The sequence below is a fragment of the Erythrobacter sp. Alg231-14 genome (assembly GCF_900149685.1).
Taxonomy (GTDB): Bacteria; Pseudomonadota; Alphaproteobacteria; order Sphingomonadales; family Sphingomonadaceae; genus Erythrobacter.
Genome location: NZ_LT702999.1, coordinates 1,904,299 through 1,927,544, shown reverse-complemented (window position 1 = coordinate 1,927,544; position 23,246 = coordinate 1,904,299). Strand labels below are relative to the sequence as shown.

Below are 23,246 nucleotides of genomic sequence, written 5' to 3'. Positions count from 1 at the left end.
GCGCGAAATTCCTGCAACACTCGATCGCATGACTGGAAGCTATCCCAACACGCGACTGCGCCGCACCCGAGCAAGCGGCTGGAGCCGTTCGCTCCATCGCGAAACCTTGATCACGCCCGCTGATCTCATCTGGCCCCTATTCGTCACCGAAGGGAGTGGAGTGGAAGATCCGATTGGATCGCTGCCGGGGGTGTCGCGATGGTCGGTCGATGGAATCGTCGCGCGTGCAAAGGAAGCAGTGGAATTGGGCATTCCTGTTGTCGCGCTGTTCCCCAACACACAACCGGACCGGCGCACCGATGATGGCGCCGAGGCGCACAATCCCGACAATTTGATGTGCCGCGCAATTCGCGCGATCAAAGACGCGTGTGGCGATGACATTGGCGTTTTAACCGATGTCGCGCTCGACCCTTACACCAGCCACGGCCAAGATGGATTGTTGGATGACAAAGGGTACGTCACCAATGATGACACGGTCGCGGTTTTGGTCGATCAAGCCATCAATCAAGCCGAGGCCGGCGCCGATATTATCGCCCCGTCGGATATGATGGACGGACGCATCCGCGCGATCCGTATGGCGCTTGAAATGGGCAGCCATCACAACGTTCAAATCATGAGCTACGCCGCCAAATATGCGAGCGCGTTTTACGGCCCATTCCGCGAAGCGGTGGGATCGGGCGGCCTGCTTAAAGGTGACAAGAAAAGCTATCAGATGGATCCGGCCAATTCTGATGAAGCTCTGCGCGAGGTTGAATTTGACCTGGCAGAGGGCGCCGACAGCGTGATGGTCAAACCGGGCCTCGCCTATCTCGATATTGCGCGCCGGGTAAAGGACGCCTTCGGTGTGCCGGTTTTTGCGTATCAAGTGAGCGGCGAGTACGCGATGATCGAAGCCGCCGCCGCTGCGGGTGCAGGCGATCGCGATGCTTTGGTTCTCGAAACGCTGTTGGCGTTTAAACGTGCCGGGTGCAGCGGGGTTTTGACCTACCACGCACCGGTCGCTGCGCGGTTGATGCTTGGTTGATCGCGATGGTCGATTTCCGCCACGAAACAGACCGGTTGATCCTGCGCGATTGGCGAGAGGGTGATTGGGCAGAATTTTGGCAAGCCACCAACACGGTCGCCGTCATGGAATGGCTTGGCGGGGTTCTTGACGAAGATGGCATGGCCGGCGCGCGCGCGCGATTGGAATCCTATCAGGCCGAACACAGCCACACCTTTTGGGTGGTCGAACGCAAGAGCGACGGCATGCTGTTGGGCTTTTGTGGGCTAAAACGCAGCAACCAAGCTGGCGGGCCGATGGATATGATGGAGGTCGGTTGGCGGCTGCGCGAAGAAGCGTGGGGACACGGCTACGCCAAAGAAGCGGCCATCGCCTCATTGGACGTCGCATTTGCAAAGTTCGGCGCGGAGGAAGTGATCGCCCTTACCGTTGACGCCAATACACCAAGTTGGGGTTTGATGATTCGGCTGGGCATGCGCCGACGCGAAGATTTGGATTTTGCCAACGATGAATTTGATGCCGACGCGGGCAAGATCATCGTCTATTCGATCGACAAAGATTCATGGGAAAGCACACAATTATGATTCAATCCGACGCGCATCCCGGTGCAAACATCATTTCGATCCACGGCAAAACGCCGAAAATCCACGAGACCGCTTTCATTGCTCCCGGCGCGACGATTATCGGGGACGTCGAGATCGGTGCGGGCAGTTCGATCTGGTACAATTGTGTGGTGCGCGCCGATGTTTTCTCGATCCGCATCGGTGAACGCAGCAATGTCCAAGATGGCAGCGTGCTGCATTGCGATCCGCCGCGACCCGGCGACGACGAAGGCAGCCCACTTATCATCGGTAATGATGTCCTAATCGGTCATATGGCGATGGTGCATGGATGTCGGATCGAAGATCGTGGTTTTGTCGGTTTGGGCGCGATTGCCATGAACAAATCGGTCATCGGTTCTGATGCGATGTTGGCCGCGGGCGCCATGTTGACGGAGCGCAAAGTGATGGGCCCGCGCGAATTGTGGGCTGGTCGCCCGGCGAAGAAACTCAAAGAGCTAAACGATGCCGCGATCGCCGGGATGAAGATTGGCACAGCGCATTACGCCGAAAACGCAAAGCATCATAAATCAGCGATCGGCGCAGGTTGATCACCCGGCGCCGATCGCCTGAATCCTCAACCAGGCCCTTTGGTCATATATTTCATCATGTGCGGGACGAAATCGGCCTTGCCCAATTCCACCCCTTCCATCCTTAGGATGGCATACGCGGTGGTGAGGTGAAAATAGAAATTGGGCAGCGACCAATCGCGGACATATTCTTCCGCTTTCATCGTAAATTCCATCCCGTTGGGTATGGAAAGGACGACGGTGTCGTCTGGCGCAACTAATGCGTCGGCTGTGATGCCATCCAACAAGGCGGTGGTTTCAACCAATGCCGCTTTGGCGCCAGCGATTGTGGTTTCATTGTCATCGCGCGACGTGAATTCGCGGCCCATCAGTCGGGGCAAAGCTTCACCGGGAAGATTGGTCACAAACCGGACCTGTGTGGCCAAAGGGTGCATGTCATCCGCCAATCGGCTTTCCAATAGAGCGTCGCCTTTGGCGTGCGCTTCGGCTTTGGTCAGCATACCGATCATGGTGTCGATACGGGTGCGATAAACGGCGATGGATTGATCGTAGAGGGTCAAAGTGTTTCTCCAGTTGCGAATTGAAACGTAATTATTCGCACCGCGCAAATCAAGCCGCGAAACCGCCTTAACAAGGACCGCGATCAATCTTGGATAAGCGCGCGTAGGCTTTCGATGCGGTCCGCTTCGTGGACGGGTTTGTCCCATCGGATCCGATGAATGCGGGGAAACCGCATGGCGAGGCCGGATTTGTGCCGCTTTGATGTGTGCACACTGTCAAAGGCGACTTCGAAGACCAGCGTCCGTTCAACCTCTCGCACCGGCCCAAATCGGTTGAGCGTCGTTTGCCGGACCAGCTTGTCGAGCTTCTTAAGCTCCGCATCGGTGAAGCCGGAATAGGCTTTGCCGACGGGCAACAATTCTGCGCCGGTTTCGGGATCGGCGGCCCAACACCCGAATGTGTAATCCGAATAGAAGCTGGACCGTTTGCCGCTGCCGCGTTGGGCGTACATCAACACGCAATCGATCAGCAACGGATCGCGTTTCCATTTGTACCACATCCCAACTTTGCGACCCGCGATGTAGGGGCTGTCGCGGCGTTTCAGCATCAATCCTTCGATCGCGTCGGCGCGTGCGCCTTCGCGGATCTTGGCAAGGTCGGCAAAATCACGCGCCTCAACCAATTCGGACAGATCAAAACGGCTTCGTGGCAATTGCTGGATCAGCGTTTCCAACGCATTGCGCCGCTCGGTCCAACTGCGTTCGCGCAAATCCTCTCCCTTGATCAATAAGGCATCATAGAGGCGGATAAATGCCGGGGTCTGTGCCAGCATCTTTTTCGAAACGGTCTTTCGTCCCAGCCGTTGTTGCAGGGCGTTGAAGCTGGCCGGGCCACCGGTTTCGCCCCCTTGTGTGGCGGCATGACCGGGCCCGCGGACCAACAATTCGCCGTCCAACACCGCATCCATCGGCAACGCATCCAACAATTCGGGGAAAGTCGCAGAGATATCGTCGCCGCTGCGCGAATAGAGCCGCGTTTCCCCGTTCACCCGGACGATTTGAACGCGGATGCCATCCCATTTCCATTCCGCGGCGTAATCGGCCAGATCGACGTGGTCTTCTTCGAGTGGGTGGGCGAGCATAAAGGGGCGGAAATGCGGACGATTTTCGACATCGGGGGGCGGGGCCTTACCCTCAGCCCATGCGAACAGGTCGGGATAGGGCGCTTCTAAAGCGTGCCAATATTCCTCCACCTGTTCCACCGACACATCGAACGCTTTGGCGAAGGCGGTTTTGGCCAAGCGTGCGGAAACCCCAATCCGCATTCCGCCCGTCGCCAACTTTATCAATGCAAAGCGCCCCGCAGCATCCAACCGGTCCAGCAAAGCGGGCAGCTGTTCTGGCGCGGTTTTTCGATTCAACGCGGCAAGGGCATCGACCGTTTCGCTCAACGTGGCGGGATCGCCGGATGCCGCCACGTTCTCCGGCCAAAGCAGGCTGGCGGTTTCGGCCGTGTCCCCGACGAAATCACGGCTGAGCGTCCACAAAACCGGGTCAATCCGATCTTTCATCAAATTGCGGATCGTTGTGCTTTTGACGCCGGGGAAATCGAGTTCCCCGGTTAACGCCGCCAACGCCCATCCGCGATCGGGATCGGGTGTTTCCCTCAAATAGGTGACGATCAAAGCCAGCTTGCGATTGCGGCTGTTGGTGTAGACCAACGTGTCGAGCAAAGTAGAAAAGGCTTTCATCGCACGCCGCTTCCTGCTTCATCGCTCAGACAGTTTGCAGCGTTAATGCGCTTCAGACGATATCCAACATGAGTATGCCCACTATGAAATTTGCTCCTCTCGCCGCACTTTTGCTGATCGCTGGCGCCTCGACCCCGGCATTGGCCGATGGCCACACCGAATCGAGCGAAGCCGCCGTCGCATTCACAATCAACACGCCTATCGAGGTCTTGATGGCGGATGAAGCGGCCAAAGCGGTCGTGCTCGCGCATCTGCCGGGCATCGACAACCACCCTGCCTATGGCCAATTCAAAGGCATGAGCTTGGTCGAATTGAAGCCGTGGTCGCAAGGGATGATCACCGATCAATCCCTCGAAGACGTTGCTGCCGGTCTTGCCACGCTTGGCTAATGGGCTGGGATTGAGGGGTTCAATCATCCTCGTCCTCGCGCCCCACTAAAGCCAGCGCACGGGCGCGTCTTTGGTTAAGCTCGCACCAGCGCAGCAGCGCCTCTTCGCGTCCGTGAGTGATCCACGTTTCTGACGGGTTCACCTGTTGGATCGTCTGAGTCAGTTCATTCCAATCCGCGTGATCGGATATGATCAACGGCAGTTCCACGCCGCGCTGTCGCGCGCGTCCGCGCACGCGCATCCATCCGCTTGCCATGGCGGTTATAGGATTGGGCAGGCGCCGCGCCCATTGCCCACTTAACGCGGCGGGCGGTGCGACGATGATGTGGCCGCGCATGTCGTCTTTCGTGTGGTCGGCCACCAATCTCAGATCACCCAATGGAACACCGTGTTCTTCATAGAGGCGGCACATCTTTTCCATCGCACCATGCAGATAGATCGGTTGGGTGTGACCCATTGCCCGCAATTCGGCGATAACACGCTGGGCCTTGCCCAAGGCATAGGCCCCCACCAAAACACATTGGTCGGGATGATCTTTGAGGGCAGCGATCAATTTCGCCATCTCATCGGCGATGGGCGGATGGACGAACACCGGAAGGCCGAACGTCGCCTCTGTGATGAAAACGTCGCACGGCGTGATTGCAAACGGGGCGCATGTCGGATCGGGGCGGCGTTTGTAATCCCCCGTGATAACAACGCGTTCCCCAGCATGTTCGAGCAGAATTTGGGCCGAGCCTAAGACATGCCCGGCCGGGATAAAGGTGGCATCGACACCGCCGCCCAATGCGATCGTCTCTCCATAGGGTACTGGGGTTGCACCCTCTCGCGTGTTGTAGCGTAAATCCATAATCGCCAGCGTTTCGGGCGTGGCAATCGACACGCCATGGCCGCCGCGCGCGTGATCGGCGTGTCCATGGGTGACCAAGGCGCGATCAACGGCTCTGCTCGGATCAATCCAGCATTTTGCGGGGACCACTTGAATGCCCCATGGTTCCGGACGGATCCATGAGAAACCGGCGATCAAAGGGCGATCAGGATTCTTTGTCGCTGCCCGATTCTTCCGGTTTTGGATCATCTTTCTTGGGCGCAGGCGCTTTTTTGGCGGCGGGCTTTTTCTTGGCCGCCGGTTTGCGCTTTGGTTTGGTCTTCGGCGGCGCCGGGGTCAATTCAAAGCTCGGCTTGCCATCCTTGACTGTGACATGCACTTCGCCGCCATCCGACAATTTGCCGAACAACAATTCTTCGGCGAGCGGTTGTTTGATCTTGTCTTGGATCAGACGGCCCATCGGACGGGCGCCGTACAAACGATCATACCCTTTATCGGCCAACCAGTTGCGCGCATCGCCATCAAATTGAATATGGACGTTTTGTTCCGCCAATTGCAATTCAAGCTCAAGGATGAACTTGTCGACGACACGGGCGACCGTTGATTTGCCAAGATAGGCAAACGGTACAATCGCATCCAAACGGTTGCGGAATTCCGGGGTGAACATCTTCTTCACCGCTTCGCTTCCTGCGTCTTCTTTAGACACATCGCCAAAGCCAATGCCCTGTGTGGCCATAACGGCAGCGCCAGCATTGGTCGTCATGATCAAAACAACATTGCGGAAATCGACGGTTTTGCCGTGGTGATCGGTCAAACGGCCATTGTCCATGACCTGCAATAGGATGTTGAAAAGGTCCGGATGGGCCTTTTCAATTTCGTCCAGCAGCAACACGCAATGCGGGTTTTGATCCACGGCATCGGTCAACAAACCGCCTTGATCGTAACCGACATAACCCGGAGGCGCACCGATCAGGCGCGACACGCTGTGCCGTTCCATATATTCGGACATATCAAACCGTTTGAGTTCGATACCCATGATCGAGGCAAGCTGCCGCGCGACTTCGGTTTTGCCGACGCCGGTGGGACCGCTGAACAAGAACGAACCGATTGGTTTGTCCGGATCACGTAGGCCCGCACGCGACAATTTCATCGCGGTGGACAAGCGCGTGATCGCCTCATCTTGGCCGAACACGACATGCTTCAGATCGCGGCCCAGATTTTCAAGCGCTTTCTTGTCGTCTTTCGACACCGATTTCGGCGGGATGCGGGCCATCGTCGCGATGACCTGTTCGATTTCACGCGCGGTGATTTTCTTTTTCCGACGGCTGGGCGGGACCAGCATCTGCATCGCGCCCACTTCGTCGATCACGTCAATCGCCTTATCCGGCAATTTGCGGTCGTTGATGTAACGCGCCGACAGTTCGACCGCCGTTTTCAACGCATCGGGCGTGTATTTGACGTTGTGGTGATCTTCGAAAGCGGTGCGCAGACCCTTTAGGATTTTGATCGTGTCTTCGATCGTAGGCTCGTTCACGTCGATTTTCTGGAACCGGCGCAGCAAGGCGCGATCTTTCTCGAAGTGATTGCGGAATTCTTTGTAAGTGGTTGATCCCACGCAACGAATGGTGCCGCCCGACAAAGCAGGTTTGAGCAAGTTCGATGCATCCATGGCACCGCCGCTGGTTGCGCCGGCGCCGATCACGGTGTGAATTTCGTCGATGAAGAGGATGGCGTCTGGCATTCCTTCCAATTCGGACACGACCTGTTTCAAACGCTCTTCGAAATCACCGCGATACCGCGTGCCCGCCAACAACGCGCCCATATCAAGCGAATAGATCACGGCATCATTCAAAACTTCGGGAACATCGCCTTCGACAATCTTGCGCGCCAAACCTTCTGCAATGGCGGTTTTGCCAACGCCCGGGTCACCCACATAAAGCGGGTTGTTCTTGCTGCGGCGGCATAGGATTTGGATCGTGCGATCCACTTCGGGTCCGCGTCCGATTAACGGATCGACTTTGCCGGCCTCTGCTTTCGCATTTAGGTTGACAGTGAACTGATCGAGAGCGGTCTCTTTCTTGTTGCCGCCTTCTTTGGCCGCTTCCGCATCGCCCGGAGCCGCGTTTTCTTCGGCACCGCTAGGCGCGTTCGATTCCAATTGCCGACCGCCTTTGCCGATACCGTGGCTGATATAGCTCACAGCGTCGAGGCGGCTCATATCTTGTTGTTGGAGGAAATAGACGGCGTAAGAATCGCGTTCCGAAAACAAGGCAACCAAGACATTCGCGCCTGTCACTGTGTCTTTGCCCGAAGATTGCACGTGCAAGATGGCGCGTTGGATCACTCGCTGGAACCCAGCTGTGGGTTGCGGATCAGCGTCTTCTTCGGTCTTAAGTGATTGATATTCCTGATCAAGATATTGTTTTACCACCTCACCCAATTCGGCAAGGTCCACGCCACATGCCGCCATGACCTGGGCACCGTCTTCGTCATCGATAAGGGCGAGCAACAAATGCTCCAACGTCGCATATTCGTGCCGACGCTCTGAGGCGTGGGCCAACGCGTTGTGCAACGTGCGTTCGAGGTTTTGAGCAAAACTGGGCATGAGGGGGACTCTATCGGCGGACGGTTGAAAGGGAGTGAACGTTATATGGGGCGAACACTGAGAATTGCGAGAATGATCTTTGGACAGTCTTCATGAAGACCGGCCGTCCCGCAATGGGCATGACCGTAAAAACGCAGAAAGTTCCGCGCGCATCAATCGGTCTTCTTTGAGAAAAAGGCGTCGGCCGCTGCGCGATGGGCGCTGGCCTTGTCGCTGTGCGCTTTAACCCGCGCAATTTCCGCTTCAAGCAAAGCGACCCGATCGGTCAGCTCGTCCTGAGAATAGGGCGCAAGATCTTCTGCCGCTAACTGGCTTGCGGCGTCGCCTTTGCGGATCGGGCGGTCATCAATATCCATGGCCGTCAACATCGCAACGAAGGCGGCGTGCTGTCAATGTTCGTGAAAAGTAATTGCATCCCATACGGGGCGCGCCATAACGGGTGAAACATTGTATCCAGTGGGGCGACTGGATCGGATAACGAAAATAGGGGTTCACTTATGGTTGAGGCGACGACGCCTGTTCTGCCGGACACGATGCAAGCTGTGGGTTTTGAAAAACCCGGCGGGCCAGAGGTTCTGGGCTTGGAACAGGTCTCGGTTCCTGCACCGGGCCCGCACGATGTCTTGATCAAAGTGGCCTATGCGGGCGTCAATCGTCCCGATTGCATTCAACGCGCCGGTGCGTATCCGCCGCCGCCGGGCGCGTCGCCCATTTTGGGGTTGGAGGTTGCCGGCATTGTGGTCGCAACCGGGGCACAGGTGCCCTCCGAAATCATAGGCACGCGGGTCGCCGCACTGACGCCGGGTGGGGGTTACGCGGAATATTGCACAGCCCCATGGCAACATTGCCTCGCGGTGCCTGATGCGATGGATTTGAAATCCGCCGCCGCTTTGCCAGAGACTTTGTTCACCGTGTGGCACAACGTTTTCGAACGCGGCATGGCCCGCGATGGTGAAACCCTGTTGGTTCATGGCGGCACGTCGGGCATCGGGACGATGGCTATTATGTTGGCTAAGGCGTTCGACATGCATGTCATCGTGACATGCGGCGACGAAGCCAAATGCGAAGCGGCACGCAAAATTGGCGCCGACCTGGCGATCAATTACCGCGAAGAAGACTTTGTCGAAGCCGTGGCCAAGCACACCGATTGCGCGGGCGTGCACGTTGTGCTTGATATGGTTTCGGGCGATTACGTGCCGCGCAATCTGAAATGCCTTGCCGAAGATGGCCGCCATGTGACGATCGCGGTGTTGGGCGGGGTGAAAGCGGAATTGTTCATGCCGATGGTCATGATGCGTCGATTGACTTTGACCGGATCGACTCTGCGACCGCGCAGTGATGCATTCAAAGCCGCGTTGGCGGATGAAATTGCCGATAACGCTTGGCCGCTGTTCACCACCGGCGAACTGGCCCCGATCATGGACCAAACCCTATCCCTAGCCGAAGCCGCGACGGCCCATGCCCGAATGGAAGCGGGCGAACATATCGGTAAAATTGTCTTGAGCGTTTGCGCGGATTGATCGAGGGCCTTCGCCTTCTCTTAAGAATGGCATTTGGGCGGCAAATTTTGCGTTGGTTTGGCCGCTAATGGGACGCTGTCACAGCGGTGCAAACCAATTCCTTGCCGTTTGCACGACCTTCGCCTATCTACCGTGTCGCAATGGCCGCTCCGAAAGGGGCGGCCTTCTACTTTTTACGGAGTTTTCCTATGGGCCAGCCCACACCGCTGATGCCGCACGCCACCGCCACCTGGTTGGTTGATCACACCGGTTTGTCGTTTGAACAAATTGCTGAGTTTTGCGGTCTTCACATTCTCGAAGTGCAAGCGATGGCCGATGACCTCGCAGGCAGCAAATACACCGGTCGCGACCCTGTTCACGCCGGTGAATTGACGCTGGCCGAGATCGAATTGGGTCAGGCGGATGAAAACTACGCGTTGAAAATGCACAAGGCGCCGGTCGAGGTGACCCGCACCAAAGGCCCGCGTTACACACCTGTATCCAAACGTCAGGATAAACCGGATGGCATTGCGTGGATTTTGCGCAATCACCCCGAAATTTCGGACGCGCAGATCTCCAAATTGATCGGCACCACGCGCAACACAATTGGCGCGATTCGCGAACGGTCGCATTGGAACATTCAAAACATCCAACCCAAAGATCCGGTCACCGTTGGCCTGTGTTCACAGCGGGAATTGGATGCGGCGGTCGCCAAGGCGGCCAAACGTGCCGGTGTGACCGAAGATGCTGAGGCGCCCGTTGCGACCGATGGCCGTTCGGATAAGGACAAATTGATCGAAGAGCTGCGCGCCGAACGCGAAGCGAACGTCAAAGCCGCCGCCGAAGCCGCACAAGAAGCCGAAGCCGAAGCATGGCTCGCCAAAAAACGCGAAGCCGAAGAAGCGGGTGACGTTGCACCTTCGACTTCGGGTTTCGCCCAACCGCCTGCGGAGGACGACGCTCCTAGCGAGTAATCCTCCGCGCATAGCGGTGCGTTACGGCGCATAGGGGTTCGGCGCGTTGCACACGCGATGGGCACCGATGATCATCACACTTGATGCAAAAACCGTCCTTTTGGGCGCACTTTTGCTTGTGTGTGAAGCGGTGATCGGCCAAGGTTACTGACATGAATGTCAATAACGCCCCTTATCACCACCCAACCCCTTGGGATACGCAGTTCGAAGACCTGACCCTGCCGGAGATGTTTGAACGGCCGGTGCGGCATGATCGATCGGCCCCATTTCTTCATTTTCTGGGCCGCACTTACACATATGGCGATGTCTTTGCAGAGGCGAACGCCTTTGCTCTCGGCCTTGTGGAGATGGGCGTCAAAAAGGGCGACCGGGTCGGCTTGTTCCTGCCCAACGTTCCGATTTACGCATCGGCCTATTACGGCGCGATGATGGCGGGTGCGGTCGTGGTCAATTTCTCGCCGCTCTATTCGGTAGAAGAATTGGCATGGCAAGTCGCCGATAGTGGGACGCGGGTCCTGGTCACCGTCGATGTGCCCGAATTGTACGACAACGCGGCGCAAGTTCTCGAAACGTCTGAGCTTGAGACATTGGTTGTTGGCAAATTGTCCAACATGCTCCCGTGGGCGAAAGGCCTGGCGATGAAAGTGTTCAAGCGCAGCCAGATCGCCAATGTTGCCTATGGCCAGCAGGGCGATTCCATTCGCGAATGGTCGGATATGTTGACCGATTGGGCCTGGACGGATTGGTTGGATGGCGAACGCTACGGCCTGCCCACGCTGAGCGCGACCGAAGATCTCGCGCTTTTGCAATATACCGGCGGCACAACCGGGCGGCCTAAGGGTGCGATGTTGGGCCACAATCAATTGGCGCAAAACGCACAGCAGATCGCCGCGATCAACGCCGCCGATAATCCGCGCGATGAAGTGTTTATGGGCGCGCTGCCGTTCTTTCACGTTTTCGCCAACACCGCTTTGTTGAACCATTGCGTGGCGGCGGGCGCTTCGATTGCCATGGTGCCGCGATTTGATGCGCGACAAGTGCTGCAGACCATTCAAAAGTACAAGACCACCGGATTTCCAGGCGTTCCAACCATGTTTCAAGCGCTCTTGGATCATCCTGATCTGAGCAAGACCGACCTTTCCTCTTTGAAAGTCTGCATTTCCGGCGGCGCCCCAATGCCCGCGCAGGTTCACGAACGATTCGAAGCAACCACCGGCGTGCGTTTGGTCGAAGGATACGGTTTGACCGAAAGTTCCGGCGTCGTCTCCGTCAACCCGTATGAAGGGACGCGCAAACGCGGCACCATCGGCCAATTGGTGGCGGGCACAGAGATCGTCTTGTTGGACAAAGAGGATCCCACTCAACTCGCCCCCGAAGGCGTACCCGGCGAATTGGCGATCCACGGCCCGCAAATCATGCGCGGATATTGGAACCGGCCCGAAACCGCCGCCGATGTGTTCGTCACGCGCGGCAACAAACAATATCTGCGCACAGGCGATGTGGCCGAAATGGATGCCGATGGATTTCTAAAGATCGTCGACCGGATCAAAGACATGATCTCCGTTGGCGGTTTTAAAGTCTTTCCCAGCGTGGTTGAGGACGCGATCCTCAAACATGAGGCCGTTAAAGAGGCGTTGGTTATTGGCGTGCCGGAGGAATATCGCGGCGAAGTTCCGCGCGCTTATGTCACGCTTGAGCCCGATAGCGACGGGATAGACGGCGACGCGCTTAAATCATGGCTGAACGAACGGATCGGAAAGCACGAACGCGTCGACAGCATCGTCATCCGCGACGATTTGCCCAAAACGATCGTCGGCAAACTCGACCGCAAGGCGTTGCGCGCCGAAGTTCTCTAGGTTTTCTGATCCAGCCAAAGAAAACGCCGCGCACCCATGAAGGGTCGCGGCGCTTTTCAAACTATTTGGTTGCAGTTGGCTTTGGCCTAGTTCGCCATCTTCAACTGGGGATCGGCATCGCTCACTTTAGGAGCAGGCACTGCCTTGGGTGCGGCGGTTTGTCCGTTGGGAGCAAACCGGCCATCAACCTGCGCGCCTTGTTCAATGGTCAACGCATCGTAATGCACGTCGCCTTCGATTTGCGCGCTTTTAAGGATCACCAATTCTTTGGCGGTGATCGATCCGACCACTTTGCCCGACATCCGCGCGCTATCCGCGGTGACAGCACCGGAAATTGCGCTTGATTCGCCTTGGACCAAAGACGCGCATTTGATGTCGCCTTCGATGGTGCCATCAATGTGCAGATCGACAGACGCGCTGATGTCGCCTTTGATCGTGACGTCCGATCCGATCACCGAAAAGGTCGAATTGCCTTGCGCCATGTTTCTTCCTCTGGATTTAGGGGCGGCTTGCGGGACGGCTGGCCGTTCCTGTTCCGCGGGCTTCTTTGAGAACATCGGGGGCTGCCTCCAGGAAGGGGCGCGGATTGACCGCGCGCCCGTTAATACGAACTTCGAAATGTAGATGGGGACCTGTAGACCGGCCGGTGCTGCCTAGGCCACCGATCGTTGCCCCACCTTCGATAGACTGACCGGCAGTTACGCCAATCCGTGAAAGATGCGCGTAACGTGTCATGATGCCGTTGGCATGCGTGATCTCTACGGTCTTACCATATCCCGATTTCCAACCGGCAAAGCTGACTTCGCCCGTGGCGGCGGCGAAAATGGGCGAACCATACGCGCCTTTGAAATCGATGCCGCTGTGCATGGCGCCACCGCGAGTGAACGGATCACGGCGATATCCAAACGCAGAGGTGATGCGTTGATCGGCGGCGGGCACAACTTGTGGGACGCCGTCCAATGCACGCTCAAGAGCAGACATGCGCGCCAAGCTTAGGCCGAGGCGTTCGAACCGTGGGTCGATCGATCCATCAGCAGCGGTCGCCAACATTTCGAGCGGACCACCCATTGCCGCCTCAATATCCGAACTGGCGGCCTGAGCCATTGCATTCGGATCAAGGTTCAACCGGCGCAGCGCTTCTTCGGCGCGGCCCGCACGCCAATCGGCGTACCGGGTCATATTTTCTACAAAGGCAAGTTGACGCGCTTCGATCTCTGCGAGGCCGCGCGCTTTCGGGAACATAATCCCAACTTGCTCAACCGTTTCTGCCGTTTCGTCGCTGGAATCGGTGACATTTGTATCGACCGTTTGAATTTCTTCGGGAAGCAATTCCGCCATCGCTTCCAAAGCGTCTTGCCGGGCGTCCAAATCTTCGACGACCTGATCAAGGTTACCTTCATACGCGTCAAGACGCTGACGAGCGGTCGCGACGGCTGCTTTTTCCTCTTGGAATGACGCGATGCTGGCCTCGGCGGCGTGGTTGTTCCACGCCATGATGCCCATCGATCCAACCCAGCCGACCGCCAACAAGGCTACAGCTGCTGCCGCGCCTTTTTGCATCTGCGATGAGATTTTGATGAAGCGAACTTGGCCTTGTGACCGCATGAAGAATTCACGATCGGGGAACCAATCGCGCACTTTCTCTCGCAACGTGCGTTCGGAATGTGAATCTGACAAAGCGGCCCCGATTATTTGTAATTCGCTTGTTACGAACGACTACCAATGGGTCTGTAAAGAATCGAATCCCGTTGGGGCCCGAACCGTTGAACCGATGGGGAATCGCGGTGAAGCGTTCATATAAGAGCAATATTGCAGCGAAATGGACAAATGTCGCATCCATACAAACTCACCGATCGGTAAGAATCGCGCCGAATCGCTCCTTGTCCGACCAATTGAACGGACTCGCTGACACGGTCGGATTGCCCTGCTATTGGCCGCAGTGATGAAAACGACGACCTCTTTGAAGACGCACGACACGCAATCCCCACACGATGCGATCACCGCTCTCGCCCAAGATGGCAGAGCGGCGCAGCGCGTCTTGGCCAGCCTATCCAGCGAAGCGCGTGCGCAAAGCTTGATCCATGCCGCGCGGCATCTGCGCCAAGACGCTGCCGCGATCCTTGCGGCCAATGCGAAAGACGTTGAGGCGGGCCGGAAAAACGGCCTTTCTTCAGCGCTATTGGATCGCTTGATGTTGGACGATGCGCGTTTGGAGGCTGTGGCGGCGGGGGTCGAAGCAGTTGCCAATCTGGCCGATCCGGTCGGCAATGTGATCGATGCTTCCGAACGGCCCAACGGGTTGAAATTAAGCCGGGTGCGCGTGCCGATTGGAACGATCGGTATTATCTATGAAAGCCGCCCCAATGTAACCGCCGATGCGGCGGCCTTGTGCGTGCGCGCGGGCAATGCGGCGTTGTTGCGCGGAGGCAGCGAAGCGGTCCATTCAAACCGGGCCATCCTGTCCAGTTTCACCGCCGGTTTGGTCGAAGGCGGTGTCCCGGCGCAAGCGGTGCAATTGATCCCGACACAAGACCGCGCCGCGGTTGGCGCGATGCTGACCGCGACGGGCTTGATCGATATGATTGTCCCTCGCGGCGGGAAAAGCCTTGTTGCGCGGGTTCAGGCCGATGCGCGTGTCCCTGTTCTCGCCCATCTCGACGGTATCTGTCACACCTATATCCACTCGGCGGCTGATACCGACATGGCCCGAACCATTGCGCTCAACGCGAAACTGCGCCGAACGGGCATTTGCGGGGCGATGGAAACTTTGTTGATAGACGCCGAATTTGCCGATGGCCCCACGATTGTAGAGCAATTGATCGATGCCGGATGTGAGGTTCGCGGCGATGCCGCCTGTCGGTCGTTCGATTCGCGCGTGATTGCGGCCACATCACTCGATTGGGACACCGAATATCTCGACGCGGTGTTGTCGGTTGCGATTGTTGATGGATTGGACGGCGCGGTGGATCACATTGCGCGCCACTCTTCGTCTCACACCGACGCAATCATCACCGAAGACGAAGCCGTGGCAGAGCAATTCTTTGCCCGGGTTGATAGCGCGATCGTGATGCACAACGCGTCATCGCAATTCGCCGATGGTGGAGAATTTGGTTTGGGGGCAGAGATTGGCATCGCAACCGGACGGCTGCACGCGCGCGGGCCGGTCGCTTTGGAAGGGCTCACGACATACAAATGGTTGGTGCGTGGCTCTGGTCAGGCGCGGCCTTGATATGTTGACTGGGCTTTTGGGTGGCAGTTTTAATCCCGCGCATAGCGGACACCGTCGGATCACTCAGTTTTCGATAGATCGATTGCAGTTGGACGATGCGTGGTGGTTGGTGTCACCAGGCAATCCTTTGAAAGCGCGCAAGGGGATGGGGCCGCTCGGTGCGCGCCTCAAATCCGCGCGATCGCAAGCCCGGCGAACGTCGATTGTGCCGACCGTGATAGAGCGCGAATTGGGCACACGATACACGCTCGAAACTTTGCGAAAGCTCAAAAGGCGGTATCCCAAACGGCAATTTGTGTGGTTGATGGGGTCCGACAATCTGGCGCAGTTTCACCGCTGGAAGGGGTGGCGTGATATTGCGCGACTTGTACCGATTGCGGTGATCGCGCGTCCCGGCTACAACGGTGCGGCTATGACAAGCCCTGCCATGGCCTGGTTGAGACGCTACCGCGTCCCTGTCGCCAGCATTCGCAACCCATCATCATCGAACACAAAGCACGCCCGCGCGCCCGCGCTGGTGTTCATGCGGTTTGATCCCGATTCCAGTTCCGCCACCGCGATCCGCCGTGACAACGCAGATTGGGCGTCGGAATATCAAGGGGCCACCCCGCGCGATGTTTTGACTTTCCGTCTCGTAGAAGAGCGTGACGTTGCATGAAGCGACCCATTTTGGGCCTTCATCTTATCCGATTGGACGCAACTTTCCTTGCCATCCCGCGCATAGGCGCCCATTTTAGCCCCACATCTTGGAGATTCCCGCGTGTCTATGACACCAACACCCGCCGCCTCTGCGGTGCCCGAAAAGGCAATTTTGACTATGCCATCTGAATTAGGCGAACACCCACTGCACGATTTGGTGATGAGCCAGCTTGACGATGATCAAGCGCAGGAAATCGTCTCAATCCCCCTAGAAGGGAAAAGCTCGGTCGCCGATTTTATGGTGATCGCCAGCGGCCGATCTACCCGTCAGGTCGCGTCTATGGCGCAGAAATTGGCTGAAAAGGTCAAACAAGCGGGCCACGGCCCTGTTCGCATCGAAGGTTTGCCGACGGCGGATTGGGTGTTGATCGATGCGGGCGATATTGTCGTCCATCTGTTCCGGCCCGAAGTGCGCACCTTTTACAATCTGGAACGTATGTGGTCCTTCGAAGGCGGCACGCCGCAACAAGGCCGGGCGTAACCCTTTCGCCTGCGCGCCAACGCGCGCGCACCAGATAGTAGAGAGATTCCGGCCATCCTCCTGCATGTTATCGCCCGTGGAAAGATCGCCCGCTCACCCGAGGCGGAGCTTGTCGCGCGCTATGAAAAACGCCTGACCTGGCCGGTGAAACTCACCGAACTGCCGGAAACCGGCGGTAAAATTCCCGACCCCTTAAGTCCCCACAAAACCATCCTTTTGGATGAGCGGGGCAAGGCGATGGGATCGGAGGATTTTGCCGCGCTATTGGGCCGCTGGCGCGATGATGGCATGCGTGAGGCGCGCTTTGTATTGGGGGCCGCCGATGGGCATTCCGACGAAGACCGGAAAAACGCCGATCTCTTGCTCGCCTTTGGTCCGGCGACATGGCCGCATTTGATGGCGCGCGCGATGGTGATGGAACAATTGTACCGCGCGACCAGCATCCTAGCGGGTCATCCCTACCACCGGGTCTGACCAACGGGCCTATCATCGCGTTCAATCATGGGGCAAAGTGTCGTTCACCATGCGCAATCCTGCTTTTCATACCGCTGCTTTTGGCTTTTTGGCGTTGGCTTTGATCGCGGCCATGGCGTTAGCCGTTCCCAACAGCAGGGCACAACGCAACGTTGCGATTATGGAACCGGATGAGGCGCAGGCCGAATTGGAGAGGGCCACCCGCGAAAGCAGGCAAGCGCAAACCCGCGCGGATCGCTTCACCCAAGCATCCGACGACGCGACGATTGCCGCCGATAAAACCGCAAGCGAAGCGGCCGCCATCGCAGCACAAATCCAAGCGGCAGAAGCCAACATAGCCGCTGCACGCGCACGATATTCGCTGACTCAGGCGGACCGGACTGCGTTGTCGGCGCGACTGGCGGAACGGCAACAGCCTTTGGTGCGGTTGACCGGCGCGTTGCAAACCACGGCGCGGCGACCATTGGCCTTGTCTGCGTTGCAACCGGGATCGCTCAAAGACCTCGTCTATGTTCGTGCGGTTCTTGCCTCGGCAGTTCCCGAAATCCGCGATCGAACGGCCGCGCTGCGCGGAGAATTGGAACAAGGCCGCGCCTTGGAACAACAGGCCGCGCGCGAATTGGAAAGTTTGGGCGCGGGTGAAGAAGAATTGCAGGCACGTCGGGCGGATCTGGCCGCTTTGGAATCGCGCCAAAGGCTGGCGTCACGCGAAGCGCGCGGCAATGCTCTGCGCGAAGGGGAGCGCGCCTTGGCCTTGGCCGAGGAAGCGCGTGATTTGGACGGATTGATCGATGTAATCGACGATGCGGCTATGTTGCGCCGTGAACTGGCGGCATTGCCCGGCCCGGTAATGCGTCCTGCCAACATCGCCGCCGACATCGCCGATATCGACGCCAGCGATTCCACACCCACCCCGGCCGCAACGACCACGGCATTGACCGCGTTTCAACTGCCCGTCCAAGGTCGGACCATCGCCGGATTTGGCGAAATGCGGGAAAGCGGTTTGCGTTCAAAGGGATTGTCGCTGGCGCCGCAATCTGGCGCGCAAGTGGTTGCACCGGCGTCGGGTCGCATTGCCTTTGCGGGGCCGTATCGCGGGTTTGGGCGAATCGTGATTATCGAACATCCCGGCGGCTGGACCAGTTTGGTGACCGGCCTTGAAAGAGTGGCCGCCGAAGTGGGCGACGAGGTCATTGGCGGCGCACCTTTGGGCGTTGCCGGAGGCGAAGATCCGATGATTGGAATAGAGCTGCGTCAGGATGGAGAGCCTGTTAACCCGCTCAACTTCCTGCGTTAATTCACTCGTTCGCATCGAACCCTTGCGATCCGATTGGTAAAGATCCCGCCATAAACTGCCCCGGTCAGGGACGTATCCACCCCACATGACGCTCTCATCTGGCGTTAAGGTGGATCGCGCGATACAACGTTGGATAAAGGAGCCTTGCACACCCCATGAAAATCGCCGCCTTGCTTCGCAGCGCCGCTCTCGTCACAGCCGTCGCGCTGATCCCCGCAACCACCGCCACCATGGCGCAGGTCGATGGCCGCGCCGGGCCCGAATTGGCGAAGGTTTTCGCGGTCTATCAACGCATTCAGGCAAACTATGTTGAGCCGGTTGATGACGAACAACTTGTGCGCGGCATGATCGATGGGATGCTGACATCGCTCGACCCCCATTCCGCCTATCTCGACGGCAGCGATCTTGAACGGCTGACCACGATGATTGACGGCAATTATTCCGGTTTGGGTCTGTCGGTCATCATGGAAGACGGCGCGGTCAAGGTGATTTCACCGTTCAAAGGCAGCCCGGCCGATGCGCAAGGCGTCAAAGCGGGTGATTTCATCACCCATTTGGACGGCGACCTAATCTATGGCGGCGATTTGGATGACGCGGTTGCGCGGATGCGCGGCAAAGCGGGCACATCCATCAAGTTGACCATTTTCCGTCCGGGTCGCGATGAGCCGTTCGAAGTCGATGTAACGCGCGGCGTTATCGAATTGGAGCCGGTTACTCATTCGCTCGAATCCGGTAATATTGGACACATTTCAGTCAATGAATTTTCCGCCGATGTCGGCGCCGATGTCTATCGCGCATGGGAAGCGCTGCAAGACGAAGCGACCGGCAGGATGAGCGGTTTGGTGCTGGATTTGCGGTCCAATCCGGGCGGGTCGCTCGATGAAGCGGTGGCCTTGTCCGACCTGTTCCTCGATTCCGGCCGCATCGTTTCACAACGTGGCCGCGCGCGCGGCGAAACTCTTTTGTACGATGCAGAAACCGTGTTTCGCGGTGATATGGCCGAAGGTGTCCCAATCATTGTCTTGATTGATGCCGGTTCCGCTTCTGCTTCGGAAATTGTCGCCGGTGCTTTGCAAGATCATCGCCGCGCCTTGGTCATGGGCCAACGCAGCTTCGGCAAAGGTTCGGTTCAATCGCTGTTGCCATTGGGCCCTGATGCGGCGTTGAAATTGACCACCGCGCGGTACTTCACACCGTCCGGTGCATCGGTGCAGGAAGGGGGCATCACGCCCGATATCCGTGTGCCGCAATTGTCCGATCCCGATTTCGCGCTGCGCGAACGGTATCAAACGCGCGAATCCGATCTGCGCGGGCATTTGGTCAACGAATTGGGCATTGATGATGCGGAATTGGAGGATGACAACATCGACGATCCGCGTTTCCAATTGACGGCCGAACAGCTCGAAGAGCAAGGCGTAGAGGATTTTCAACTGCATTATGCGATTGAAACCCTGCGTCGCACGACCTCCAGTTCGGTTGCGTTGCGCCAGTAAACGACCGCGATAATTCTCTACCAGCAGCCGGGCACCGGTCACATTGGGTGGCCATTGGTGCGATGGCCGATTAAAGGTCCGATCTATGACTGGACTACAACAAACGCGCGCCTTGGCATTGGCGATTCCGGTGGGCCTGTTGGGCGGTGCCTACATCTCCCAATACGGTTTTGGCCTTTATCCGTGTGAAATGTGTTGGTGGCAGCGTTGGCCCCATTTTGCTGCTGTTGCCTTGGCATTGGTGTCCTTTGTTGCGCCGCCCCAACGGGTTTGGCTCGCTTTGGCGGGTCTGGCGGTTATAACCTCGGGGTTGATCGGTGGGTTCCACGCCGGGGTCGAATACGGATGGTGGGAAGGGATCACCGGGTGCAGCACATTTGCGCCCGATGTCGATGTGATGGATATTTCCGCCGCCCCCTTGATCCGATGTGACGTCGCGCCATGGGATTTGTTCGGAATTTCGTTGGCCGGTTGGAATTTCCTTATTTCTTGCATCGGCGGAGCAGCTATTGTGGCCTTCGCTGCGTATAAGAAGTAAGATCCCGCCATCGGGAGCTGCCCGTTTTTCAGGAGTGTAATATGGATCGCGACGAACTGCACCGTATGATCCGCGTCGATCAGGCGGGCGAATTTGGCGCAACCCGAATTTACAAAGGGCAATTGGCCGTAATGGGCGATCGCGGACCGCATTCCGCCGAAATCCGTCACATGGCTGAACAAGAAGAAACCCACTGCGCGCGGTTTGACGCGGTTTTGGCCAAACGCGGCGTGCGCCCCACGGCTTTGCATCCATTTTGGTCCGCCGCCGGATACGCGTTGGGTGCGGGCACGGCGCTGCTTGGGCCAGAGGCCGCGATGGCGTGCACCGCAGCGGTCGAAACCGAGATCGACAAGCATTATTCCGACCAACTTGATCGCCTGGCCGAAACCGGGTCCGAACCTGAATTGGCCGAAATGATTGAGGAATTTCGCGAAGAAGAACGGGAACACCGCGATGCCGCGCTTGCCAATGGCGCGGAAAGCGCGCCGGCCTATCCTTTGTTGTCCGGCGCCATTCGTTTGGGATGCCGAATCGCAATCAAAGTGAGCGAGCGGATCTAACCCAATGCGCCGCGGTGATCGGATCGACGGCAAAGAGGGCGGGTAAGCTCTTCAGAAACGGTTCACCCGTTGCTATATATCGCTCTGACAAATGTTCATGCGTCGATCGGCGCATTTAAGAGGAAACACTCAATGTCTTACGCGCTCAACCTGTCGCGCCTTGCGATTTTGTCCCTTGCTGCGCCCGTGGCGGGATTGGCATTGATCGGCCCTGCCGCTGCACAGGATCAGGCCGGTGACCGCGTGAATATGGTGATCGCTTATGACGAAAGCGAATGCCCCGAACCCACGATCGAAGGCGAATTGGTCGTCTGTCAAATTGTGGTTGAGGCCGACCGGTATCGCATCCCATCAAACCTTCGCCACAGCGATTCGCCGGAAAACATTTCGCGCACACGCCAGATTGAGAGCATCCGATATATCGGTGCCCATGGCACCTTGTCGTGCGATCCGGCGGGCGCGGGCGGTTTCACCGGCTGCACCGAACGGTTTATTGATCAAGCCTATGCCGAACGCGCAGAGGGTGAGAATGTTCGCTTTAGCCAATTGATCGAAGAAGCACGGCAAGACCGCCTATCGACGATTGATGGGGACGCCGCCGATGAACAGGCGCGCGTTGAACAGATTGAGCGGGAATATCTGGAACGGTTGGAACGCGAACGTGCAGGGCCATTGCCCGGCGAAGGCGATTTACCCAGTACGACACCACCCGCGCCAGAGGCCGCCGACCCTAACGAGGGTTAATCACACGCCGTAATAGTCGCGGTACCAGGCGACGAATTTCCCAATCCCCTTACGCACGTCGGTTTGGGGGGTGTATCCGGTCAATTCGCGCAACAAAGTCGCATCGGCATAGGTTGCGGGCACATCGCCTTTTTGCATCGGCATAAAATTCTTCACCGCCTCGCGTCCGCATTCCGATTCGATCGCGGTGACGAAATCCATCAATTTCACGGTGTCGCTGTTGCCAATATTGGCCACGCGCCATGGGGCGGCGGGGGACAGCGAATCCCATTCGGGAATATCGTCCGGCGTTTCTGGGCGAACAGGTGCTTTATCGATCAACAAACGGATCGCGCGAACAAGGTCCGTGACATAGGTAAAGTCGCGGAACATCTCGCCATTGTTGTAAATGTCGATCGGAGTCCCCTCCAGGATCCCGCGTGTGAACTTAAATAGCGCCATATCGGGGCGACCCCATGGGCCATAAACGGTGAAGAACCGGAACATCGTCGTCGGCAAGTTCCACAGATGAGCATAGGAATGGGCCATCGCCTCATTCGCCTTCTTGGTCGCAGCATAAAGGGTCAATTGCGTGTCGCATTTCTCCCTTTCATCGAACGGCATTTCGGTGTTCGCGCCGTAAACCGACGATGTGGAGGCCATCAACAAATGATCGACGCCCAATTCGCGCGCGCATTCCATCACGTTGAACGCACCGACAAGGTTCGCATCGACATATGCGCGCGGGTTTTCAAGGCTGTAGCGGACCCCGGCCTGCGCGGCGAGATGCACGATAACATCCGGTTCTTCACGCATGGCCAGCGTGTGGAGCGTGTCAAAATCTTCCAACATCCCCTGTGCGCAGGTGAAATTGGCGTTTTGAAGCAACATTTGATGCCGCCGTTCTTTCAAGCGGACATCATAGTAATCGGTCATCCCGTCATACCCGACAACACGAAACCCTTCGTCCAACAAAAGTTGCGCCAGATGGTATCCGATAAAGCCGGCCGATCCGGTGATAAGGACAGTACGCATATTCGTGCCTTTCTGGCGGGCGTTTTCGGGCGACCATAGGCCGCATGACGAAGCGCAATTGCTTCGGTTTTGGATGCAATAGCCTTTCCCACTTCCGAGTGGAAAAACTATCTCTTCCTCACCGGGTAAAACGCATCATCCAACATCCTCGATGCGATGCAAAATCCCCCGGCAATAAGCCC

24 protein-coding genes are annotated in these 23,246 nt (G+C 57.6%); 16 read left to right on the top strand and 8 right to left on the bottom strand.

The annotated features are described in order from the left end of the window. The first annotated feature begins 28 nt into the window (after positions 1–28). From hemB to BQ8290_RS09195, 3 genes are read left to right on the top strand one after another with little or no spacing between them, the layout of a single operon-like run. Positions 29–1,024: a porphobilinogen synthase gene (hemB, locus tag BQ8290_RS09205; protein WP_108792211.1), complete on the top strand. Its 996-nt coding sequence runs from the start codon at positions 29–31 to the stop codon at positions 1,022–1,024. Positions 1,025–1,029: 5 nt separating this feature from the next. Continuing rightward, entirely contained in the window at positions 1,030–1,587 is a 558-nt protein-coding gene (locus BQ8290_RS09200) for a GNAT family N-acetyltransferase (RefSeq protein ID WP_108792209.1), read from the top strand. Then, positions 1,584–2,153: a gamma carbonic anhydrase family protein gene (locus BQ8290_RS09195; protein ID WP_108789521.1), complete on the top strand. Its 570-nt coding sequence runs from the start codon at positions 1,584–1,586 to the stop codon at positions 2,151–2,153. The genes BQ8290_RS09200 and BQ8290_RS09195 overlap by 4 nt, the downstream gene beginning before the upstream one ends. 26 nt (positions 2,154–2,179) lie before the next feature. Here BQ8290_RS09195 and BQ8290_RS09190 read toward each other — a convergent pair whose 3' ends face one another. After that, complete coding sequence (locus BQ8290_RS09190) at positions 2,180–2,692, bottom strand: DUF1993 domain-containing protein (protein ID WP_337661270.1); 513 nt, start codon at positions 2,690–2,692, stop codon at positions 2,180–2,182. An 83-nt stretch (positions 2,693–2,775) separates the two neighbouring features. After that, entirely contained in the window at positions 2,776–4,383 is a 1,608-nt protein-coding gene (locus BQ8290_RS09185; protein WP_108789517.1) for a cisplatin damage response ATP-dependent DNA ligase, read from the bottom strand. Between the two features lie 68 nt (positions 4,384–4,451). Here BQ8290_RS09185 and BQ8290_RS09180 point away from each other — a divergent pair, with 68 nt between their 5' ends. Further along, the gene (locus BQ8290_RS09180; protein ID WP_337661269.1) at positions 4,452–4,772 is read left to right on the top strand and encodes a hypothetical protein; all 321 of its coding nucleotides are present in this window, start codon (positions 4,452–4,454) and stop codon (positions 4,770–4,772) included. A 19-nt stretch (positions 4,773–4,791) separates the two neighbouring features. Here the strand turns inward: BQ8290_RS09180 and BQ8290_RS09175 are convergent, their stop codons facing one another. From BQ8290_RS09175 to BQ8290_RS09165, 3 genes are all read right to left on the bottom strand, one after another. Continuing rightward, entirely contained in the window at positions 4,792–5,847 is a 1,056-nt protein-coding gene (locus BQ8290_RS09175) for a ligase-associated DNA damage response exonuclease (protein WP_108789513.1), read from the bottom strand. After that, on the bottom strand, positions 5,804–8,203 hold the full coding sequence (gene clpA, locus BQ8290_RS09170; protein ID WP_108789511.1) for an ATP-dependent Clp protease ATP-binding subunit ClpA: 2,400 nt from the start codon (positions 8,201–8,203) through the stop codon (positions 5,804–5,806). The genes BQ8290_RS09175 and clpA overlap by 44 nt, the downstream gene beginning before the upstream one ends. A gap of 152 nt (positions 8,204–8,355) precedes the next feature. Beyond that, entirely contained in the window at positions 8,356–8,559 is a 204-nt protein-coding gene (locus tag BQ8290_RS09165) for a DUF1192 family protein (RefSeq protein WP_108792207.1), read from the bottom strand. A gap of 141 nt (positions 8,560–8,700) precedes the next feature. On the opposite strand from BQ8290_RS09165, the gene BQ8290_RS09160 reads away from it, so the two are divergent. The 3 genes from BQ8290_RS09160 (at position 8,701) to BQ8290_RS09150 (ending at position 12,532) form a co-directional block, all read left to right on the top strand. Beyond that, positions 8,701–9,723: an NAD(P)H-quinone oxidoreductase gene (locus BQ8290_RS09160; RefSeq protein ID WP_337661267.1), complete on the top strand. Its 1,023-nt coding sequence runs from the start codon at positions 8,701–8,703 to the stop codon at positions 9,721–9,723. A 188-nt stretch (positions 9,724–9,911) separates the two neighbouring features. After that, the gene (locus BQ8290_RS09155) at positions 9,912–10,676 is read left to right on the top strand and encodes a cell cycle transcriptional regulator TrcR (protein ID WP_108789509.1); all 765 of its coding nucleotides are present in this window, start codon (positions 9,912–9,914) and stop codon (positions 10,674–10,676) included. A 152-nt stretch (positions 10,677–10,828) separates the two neighbouring features. Next, positions 10,829–12,532: an AMP-binding protein gene (locus BQ8290_RS09150; protein WP_108789507.1), complete on the top strand. Its 1,704-nt coding sequence runs from the start codon at positions 10,829–10,831 to the stop codon at positions 12,530–12,532. Between the two features lie 86 nt (positions 12,533–12,618). Here the strand turns inward: BQ8290_RS09150 and BQ8290_RS09145 are convergent, their stop codons facing one another. Together BQ8290_RS09145 and BQ8290_RS09140 are read right to left on the bottom strand one after the other, a co-directional pair. Beyond that, the gene (locus tag BQ8290_RS09145; protein WP_108789505.1) at positions 12,619–13,014 is read right to left on the bottom strand and encodes a polymer-forming cytoskeletal protein; all 396 of its coding nucleotides are present in this window, start codon (positions 13,012–13,014) and stop codon (positions 12,619–12,621) included. Positions 13,015–13,030: 16 nt separating this feature from the next. Further along, the gene (locus BQ8290_RS09140) at positions 13,031–14,209 is read right to left on the bottom strand and encodes a M23 family metallopeptidase (protein WP_337661266.1); all 1,179 of its coding nucleotides are present in this window, start codon (positions 14,207–14,209) and stop codon (positions 13,031–13,033) included. A gap of 265 nt (positions 14,210–14,474) precedes the next feature. Here BQ8290_RS09140 and BQ8290_RS09135 point away from each other — a divergent pair, with 265 nt between their 5' ends. The 9 genes from BQ8290_RS09135 (at position 14,475) to BQ8290_RS09095 (ending at position 22,050) form a co-directional block, all read left to right on the top strand. Continuing rightward, complete coding sequence (locus BQ8290_RS09135) at positions 14,475–15,761, top strand: glutamate-5-semialdehyde dehydrogenase (RefSeq protein WP_108789503.1); 1,287 nt, start codon at positions 14,475–14,477, stop codon at positions 15,759–15,761. A gap of 1 nt (position 15,762) precedes the next feature. Further along, the gene (locus tag BQ8290_RS09130; RefSeq protein ID WP_108789502.1) at positions 15,763–16,419 is read left to right on the top strand and encodes a nicotinate-nucleotide adenylyltransferase; all 657 of its coding nucleotides are present in this window, start codon (positions 15,763–15,765) and stop codon (positions 16,417–16,419) included. Between the two features lie 159 nt (positions 16,420–16,578). Beyond that, positions 16,579–16,941: a ribosome silencing factor gene (rsfS, locus tag BQ8290_RS09125; RefSeq protein ID WP_337661499.1), complete on the top strand. Its 363-nt coding sequence runs from the start codon at positions 16,579–16,581 to the stop codon at positions 16,939–16,941. 54 nt (positions 16,942–16,995) lie between these two features. Further along, positions 16,996–17,415, top strand: coding sequence for a 23S rRNA (pseudouridine(1915)-N(3))-methyltransferase RlmH (locus BQ8290_RS09120; RefSeq protein WP_108789498.1), 420 nt, complete (start codon positions 16,996–16,998; stop codon positions 17,413–17,415). A gap of 49 nt (positions 17,416–17,464) precedes the next feature. After that, a complete protein-coding gene (locus BQ8290_RS09115) occupies positions 17,465–18,712 on the top strand; it encodes a peptidoglycan DD-metalloendopeptidase family protein (RefSeq protein ID WP_108789496.1) in 1,248 nt (415 codons plus the stop codon). 155 nt (positions 18,713–18,867) lie between these two features. Beyond that, a complete protein-coding gene (locus BQ8290_RS09110; protein WP_108789494.1) occupies positions 18,868–20,205 on the top strand; it encodes a S41 family peptidase in 1,338 nt (445 codons plus the stop codon). Positions 20,206–20,290: 85 nt separating this feature from the next. Then, positions 20,291–20,743, top strand: a complete 453-nt coding sequence (locus BQ8290_RS09105) for a disulfide bond formation protein B (protein ID WP_108789492.1) — start codon at positions 20,291–20,293, stop codon at positions 20,741–20,743. 41 nt (positions 20,744–20,784) lie between these two features. Then, the gene (locus tag BQ8290_RS09100; protein ID WP_108789490.1) at positions 20,785–21,306 is read left to right on the top strand and encodes a demethoxyubiquinone hydroxylase family protein; all 522 of its coding nucleotides are present in this window, start codon (positions 20,785–20,787) and stop codon (positions 21,304–21,306) included. A gap of 132 nt (positions 21,307–21,438) precedes the next feature. Continuing rightward, positions 21,439–22,050, top strand: a complete 612-nt coding sequence (locus BQ8290_RS09095) for a hypothetical protein (RefSeq protein ID WP_337661265.1) — start codon at positions 21,439–21,441, stop codon at positions 22,048–22,050. On the opposite strand, the gene BQ8290_RS09090 is transcribed toward BQ8290_RS09095, so the two are convergent. Next, complete coding sequence (locus BQ8290_RS09090) at positions 22,051–23,064, bottom strand: NAD-dependent epimerase/dehydratase family protein (RefSeq protein ID WP_108789488.1); 1,014 nt, start codon at positions 23,062–23,064, stop codon at positions 22,051–22,053. It abuts the gene before it with no gap. Positions 23,065–23,246: the final 182 nt, after the last annotated feature.

Excerpts from the sequence above, each read along its gene's own strand:
- hemB (WP_108792211.1), top strand. The coding sequence starts at position 29 with ATGACTGGAAGCTATCCCAACACGCGACTGCGCCGCACCCGAGCAAGC.
- BQ8290_RS09200 (WP_108792209.1), top strand. The coding sequence starts at position 1,030 with ATGGTCGATTTCCGCCACGAAACAGACCGGTTGATCCTGCGCGATTGG.
- BQ8290_RS09195 (WP_108789521.1), top strand. The coding sequence starts at position 1,584 with ATGATTCAATCCGACGCGCATCCCGGTGCAAACATCATTTCGATCCAC.
- BQ8290_RS09185 (WP_108789517.1), bottom strand. The coding sequence starts at position 4,383 with ATGAAAGCCTTTTCTACTTTGCTCGACACGTTGGTCTACACCAACAGC.
- BQ8290_RS09180 (WP_337661269.1), top strand. The coding sequence starts at position 4,452 with ATGAGTATGCCCACTATGAAATTTGCTCCTCTCGCCGCACTTTTGCTG.
- BQ8290_RS09175 (WP_108789513.1), bottom strand. The coding sequence starts at position 5,847 with ATGATCCAAAACCGGAAGAATCGGGCAGCGACAAAGAATCCTGATCGC.
- clpA (WP_108789511.1), bottom strand. The coding sequence starts at position 8,203 with ATGCCCAGTTTTGCTCAAAACCTCGAACGCACGTTGCACAACGCGTTG.
- BQ8290_RS09165 (WP_108792207.1), bottom strand. The coding sequence starts at position 8,559 with ATGGATATTGATGACCGCCCGATCCGCAAAGGCGACGCCGCAAGCCAG.
- BQ8290_RS09160 (WP_337661267.1), top strand. The coding sequence starts at position 8,701 with ATGGTTGAGGCGACGACGCCTGTTCTGCCGGACACGATGCAAGCTGTG.
- BQ8290_RS09155 (WP_108789509.1), top strand. The coding sequence starts at position 9,912 with ATGGGCCAGCCCACACCGCTGATGCCGCACGCCACCGCCACCTGGTTG.
- BQ8290_RS09150 (WP_108789507.1), top strand. The coding sequence starts at position 10,829 with ATGAATGTCAATAACGCCCCTTATCACCACCCAACCCCTTGGGATACG.
- BQ8290_RS09145 (WP_108789505.1), bottom strand. The coding sequence starts at position 13,014 with ATGGCGCAAGGCAATTCGACCTTTTCGGTGATCGGATCGGACGTCACG.
- BQ8290_RS09135 (WP_108789503.1), top strand. The coding sequence starts at position 14,475 with ATGAAAACGACGACCTCTTTGAAGACGCACGACACGCAATCCCCACAC.
- BQ8290_RS09130 (WP_108789502.1), top strand. The coding sequence starts at position 15,763 with ATGTTGACTGGGCTTTTGGGTGGCAGTTTTAATCCCGCGCATAGCGGA.
- rsfS (WP_337661499.1), top strand. The coding sequence starts at position 16,579 with ATGCCATCTGAATTAGGCGAACACCCACTGCACGATTTGGTGATGAGC.
- BQ8290_RS09115 (WP_108789496.1), top strand. The coding sequence starts at position 17,465 with ATGCGCAATCCTGCTTTTCATACCGCTGCTTTTGGCTTTTTGGCGTTG.
- BQ8290_RS09110 (WP_108789494.1), top strand. The coding sequence starts at position 18,868 with ATGAAAATCGCCGCCTTGCTTCGCAGCGCCGCTCTCGTCACAGCCGTC.
- BQ8290_RS09105 (WP_108789492.1), top strand. The coding sequence starts at position 20,291 with ATGACTGGACTACAACAAACGCGCGCCTTGGCATTGGCGATTCCGGTG.
- BQ8290_RS09100 (WP_108789490.1), top strand. The coding sequence starts at position 20,785 with ATGGATCGCGACGAACTGCACCGTATGATCCGCGTCGATCAGGCGGGC.
- BQ8290_RS09095 (WP_337661265.1), top strand. The coding sequence starts at position 21,439 with ATGTCTTACGCGCTCAACCTGTCGCGCCTTGCGATTTTGTCCCTTGCT.
- BQ8290_RS09090 (WP_108789488.1), bottom strand. The coding sequence starts at position 23,064 with ATGCGTACTGTCCTTATCACCGGATCGGCCGGCTTTATCGGATACCAT.